At 53.5% G+C, this 4,488-nt stretch carries 4 protein-coding genes; all 4 read right to left on the reverse strand.

Annotation, left to right across the window (positions count from 1 at the left end; translation table 11 throughout):
- Window positions 1-142: 142 nt before the first annotated feature.
- A complete protein-coding gene (gene trxB / locus OCT58_RS09935) occupies window positions 143-1,075 on the reverse strand; it encodes a thioredoxin-disulfide reductase (protein WP_267202679.1) in 933 nt (310 codons plus the stop codon).
- Between the two features lie 81 nt (window positions 1,076-1,156).
- The gene (locus OCT58_RS09940) at window positions 1,157-2,299 is read right to left on the reverse strand and encodes a glycosyltransferase family 8 protein (protein WP_267202680.1); all 1,143 of its coding nucleotides are present in this window, start codon (window positions 2,297-2,299) and stop codon (window positions 1,157-1,159) included.
- 73 nt (window positions 2,300-2,372) lie between these two features.
- Window positions 2,373-3,284: a UTP--glucose-1-phosphate uridylyltransferase GalU gene (gene galU, locus OCT58_RS09945; RefSeq protein WP_267202681.1), complete on the reverse strand. Its 912-nt coding sequence runs from the start codon at window positions 3,282-3,284 to the stop codon at window positions 2,373-2,375.
- Window positions 3,285-3,344: 60 nt separating this feature from the next.
- The gene (locus tag OCT58_RS09950) at window positions 3,345-4,361 is read right to left on the reverse strand and encodes an NAD(P)H-dependent glycerol-3-phosphate dehydrogenase (RefSeq protein ID WP_267202682.1); all 1,017 of its coding nucleotides are present in this window, start codon (window positions 4,359-4,361) and stop codon (window positions 3,345-3,347) included.
- Between the last annotated feature and the right edge of the window lie 127 nt (window positions 4,362-4,488).

A 4,488-nucleotide genomic window follows, 5' to 3' on the forward strand; every position in this document is an offset into this window, starting at 1 on the left:
GGCCACCTAATTAGTAACCGCGATTACTACTTAGGTGGCCTTAAAATTAACGAATTACTTTTCAAACGACATCCTGTAAGAACCGACCACTAATTGTCAAGCTCTTAACTTAATGACATTGCTGCAGGCACAACTCCTTTTCTTAGTTCAGGCTGCTAATGTACTTGTAAACCTGCTGACCGGCGATCGCCCCGTCGCCGACCGCCGTAGCAATCTGGCGCAGCGGCGTCTCGCGGACATCCCCGATCGCAAAGATCCCGGGGATGCTGGTCTTCATCTCGTTGTCGGTCTTAACCCAGCCCTGGTCGTCTAAGATTCCCAGGTTGGCAAATGGAGCGGTCATCGGGTAAGAGCCGACGTAAATAAAGATCCCGTCGACCGGCATCTCGCCGTCCTCACCAGTCTGGTTATTGTGGGTCTTGACGCCGCGGACCTTGACATCGTCACCCGTGATCTCAGTCACACTGGTGTTGTAGACAAATTCCAGCTTGTCGTTTTGGGCAGCTTCGTCCTGCAGCATCGGTTGGGCCCTCAAGTGGTCGCCGCGGACCAGGACGGTCACCTTCTTCGCCAATTGGGTCAAGTAGAGTCCTTCTTCGACTGCAGAGTCCCCGCCGCCGACTACGGCTAGGTTCAGCCCCTTGAAGAAGGCCCCATCGCAGACCGCACAGTAGGAAACGCCCCGGCCGGCGAACTCGTCTTCACCCGGCACGTCCAGATGACGCTGGCCAGAACCGGTGGCAATCACGACCGCCTTAGCGATGTAGGTGTCGCCCATGTCGGTCGTGATCTTCTTGGTTGCGCCCTGGTCCTCAACCTTGGTAACCGTTCCGTAGGCGTACTCAGCGCCGAACTGGGTGGCACCTTCGTACATGTCCTTGGCAAGGTCTGGCCCTTTGACACTCTTGAAACCGGTGTAGTTCTCAATCGTGGCGGTATTATTCAGGTTTCCACCGTAAATCCCCCGGTCGAGCATCACAACGGAGAGGTTGGCCCGGGAAGCATACATCGCGGTGGTCAGGCCACCAGGTCCCGCGCCGATCACAACAACATCATAGTGCTTTTCTTCTGCCATTTTAGTTCCTCCACAAATCAAATTCTTGTCTCTATCATACTGGTCCCGGAATCAAATGTCCATCATTTTACTTACTTTTTGTCAGAGTAGGGCCCGAATCTTGGCAATCAATGCTGGTGCTCCACCATCATCTAAACGCAAAATCGGGATCCCAGCCTGACGGACCCGTTCGAGGGCCTTTTGATCTTTAGGGCCCAGATTAATGTCCAGATAGGCATCCAGCTTGGTGATGATCTCATCGATGTTTTCGTTGATTGCCGCTGGATAGAGGCGGACGTTCGGATAGCGCATCATGTCCAGGAGAATCGTCCCCATGTTGGTCGGAGCCGTGATGTAGAAGCAACAGTCCGGCAACGCTTGTACCAGGGTTTTGATTTCTGGCAAGTCCTGAGTGTAGGTCGAAATCCATAGATTCCCCCGCTTTTGCTCCCAGAAATTCGGCAGCGGGGCATGATCAACGACCGCCCCTGGCGTAAGCGCGTTGTACTGCCACCATCGTTGCCGCAGGATCCCCGTTGAAACCTCGTGCCACGGCTTCAGGACAGTGTCGTAGTGGAGAATTCGGTAGGGCTGGGCTCGCCGGAAGCGCTCTTTGATCTGGGGAAAAAGTGGCTTTTGGTAGTACGAGGCCGTTGCATAGGTCCCCAGGCATAAATTATAGGTATCCGGCAAACGGAAGTAGTGATCGCCAAAGTAATGGTTGAGAATCGTTTGATCATCATTGGCCAGGCCCTGATCGGCCTCCGCCAGCCACCGCGCCGTGAGGCCATCGATCTGACGCAGTTTGGCATTATCGATCAGGAGCACCCCGGCGTTAAAACTCTCTGGGACGGCGTAATCGGTGACCGCCCCGATTAGGTTGCCCGCTAGGTCGAGGTTAAATAGTTCGTCCAGCGGCCCGTTCACCACCAGATCGCTGTCGAGGTAGAGCACCCGCGCGGCGGTCAACCGCTCCGGAATGAGCAGCCGCGCGTAGGTCATTGGGTCGATGTGGGTCCGGGAAACCGGCTTACCGGCCAGCACTTCCGGCGCCAGCTTTAGATTTTTAATCTGGACCCCCACCGCCCGGTAATCATTATTCAGTTTTAGAAACCATTCTTGCGGAATATCGGCATTGAACACGCCGATGGTCAAATCGTGATTGTAGTAGATCAGTGACTTAATCGCCGTCGTCAGCTGTTCGATGTAGCCGTTGTCCGCAGAAAAGACAACCATCCTCGTCATTATATTTCCCTCCCCAACAAAAAAGCAGCAAGCCTTTCTTCACCAAGGTTTGCTGCTTTGAAACTATTTATTCTTATTTCTTGCTGCTCTTCTTGTCCTCAGCGGCCAGTTTAGCACCGAGGTCCTTGATGTATTCACGCAGTTCATCCTTAACCTGTGGGTGCTGCAAACCGTATTCAATGTTGGTCTTAACCCAGCCGAACTTGTTACCAACATCGTACCGATCGCCATTGTATTCGCGAGCAAAGACCCGTTGCGTCTGGTTCAGGGTATCGATGGCATCCGTCAGCTGAATTTCGTTGCCCTTGCCCGGCTTCGTCTTGGCCAGGACGTCAAAGATTTCTGGAGTGAAGACGTAGCGGCCGATGATTGCCAGGTCGCTCGGTGCATCCTTCGGGGCCGGCTTTTCAACAAAACTTGTCACGTTGTACAGGCCTGGCGTTACTTCCTTGCTTGGGTTGATAACGCCGTACTTGGCAGTGTCTTCGTGCGGTACCCGCATAACAGCCAGAGTGGAAGCACCGGTCTGTTCGTAGCTGTCGATCAATTGCTTGGTCAGCGGTTCACCGTTGTTGTTGATGTTGTTCAGGTCGTCACCGAGCATGACAACGAATGGTTCGTCACCGATGAAGTCACGGGCGGTCAGGACAGCATCCCCGAGGCCCCGTGGGTGTGACTGCCGAATAAAGTAGATGTTGATGTCGGTCGTTTCTTCGACCAGCTTCAGCATGGCATCCTTGTGCTTAGCACGCAGGTTGTCCTCCAATTCAGGGTTGGAATCGAAGTGATCCTCAATTGAGCGCTTGTTCTTGCCGTCAACGACAACGATGTCTTCGATGCCGGACTTGCGCGCTTCCTCAACGATGAACTGGATCGTTGGCTTATCAACAATTGGCAGCATTTCCTTAGCTAAGGCCTTGGTAGCAGGCAGGAAACGGGTCCCCAGGCCGGCTGCCGGAATAATTGCTTTTCTAACACGTTTCATAACGAAAAATCCTTTCCATAACTTCAATCTCTCATTGTACCCGGTTGTATTTTACCATAATTATTCCATCTCTGACGTAAGATCTCGGCTCATTAGCTGAGAAATTGCGGTTTTAATGCTCTCACCCTGGTATAAAACTTGGTACAATGCTTCGGTTATTGGCATTTTTACCTGCCGCTTTTTACTAAGCTCATAGGCCGCCTTGGTGGTGTAAACCCCCTCGATGACCATCCCCATGTTCTTGATGACATCATCGAGTTGCTGGCCCTGGCCGAGCTGGTAGCCGGCCCGCCAATTCCGGGAGTTTTTGCTGGTGGCGGTAACGATCAGGTCCCCCACCCCGGACAGGCCGATAAAGGTCATCGGGTTAGCACCAAAGGCCACGCCCAGCCGCCGAATTTCCGCCAGTCCCCGGGTGATCAAGGCCGCCCGGGCGTTATCGTGGTAGCCCAATCCTTGCAGAGCCCCGGCACCGATAGCAATGATGTTCTTCAGGGCGGCACCAAATTCGGCACCGATCACGTCATCATTGGTATAGACCCGGAAGTAGGAGTTGCTGAAGAGCTGCTGGATCTTCTGGGCGTCGGCGAGGTTGGCGCAGGCGGCCGTGACGGCGGTCATGTCCTTGATCGCCACGGACTCGGCATGGCTCGGTCCAGACAGAACAACCACGTCCCGTAAGTGCTCAGGGGCGATTTCTTCCTTGATCATCTCTGACGGCCGCTTGTAGGTATTTTGTTCCAAGCCCTTGGTGGCGTGCACAATCAGCGATTGCTGGTCGAGGTCGGTTAAGACGGTGTTAAGCTTCCTAGCGACCTCCCGGATTCCCTTGGTTGGGATCACGATCAGCATCACGTCGGCCCCGGCCACGGCCTCCTTCATATCCGCCGTGGCATGGAGATCACGAGAATAGGTGAAGTCCTTCATGTAGGCGGGGTTGACGTGGTCCCGGTTAAGCTGGTCAACCTGGGCCTGGTCCCGCGACCACAGAAGCACGTCATGACCATTTTCTACCAATAAGTTTGCCAGCACGCTGCCCCATGAGCCCGCGCCAAGTACAGCTACTTTTTCAGTCATAGTTATCTCTCCTCGTATTCTATAAATATATCCTTTCGGATTTTGCTACTATACAACTTGTTTTCTGGTCACCGCATGATAACCTCTAATTATCATTGGCTTTGGTCAACTGGTATAGGTTAAATTC

Origin of the sequence: Limosilactobacillus kribbianus (assembly GCF_026413145.1) — a bacterium.
Taxonomy (GTDB): Bacteria; Bacillota; Bacilli; order Lactobacillales; family Lactobacillaceae; genus Limosilactobacillus; species Limosilactobacillus kribbianus.

Excerpts from the sequence above, each read along its gene's own strand:
- trxB (WP_267202679.1), bottom strand. The coding sequence starts at position 1,075 with ATGGCAGAAGAAAAGCACTATGATGTTGTTGTGATCGGCGCGGGACCT.
- OCT58_RS09940 (WP_267202680.1), bottom strand. The coding sequence starts at position 2,299 with ATGACGAGGATGGTTGTCTTTTCTGCGGACAACGGCTACATCGAACAG.
- galU (WP_267202681.1), bottom strand. The coding sequence starts at position 3,284 with ATGAAACGTGTTAGAAAAGCAATTATTCCGGCAGCCGGCCTGGGGACC.
- OCT58_RS09950 (WP_267202682.1), bottom strand. The coding sequence starts at position 4,361 with ATGACTGAAAAAGTAGCTGTACTTGGCGCGGGCTCATGGGGCAGCGTG.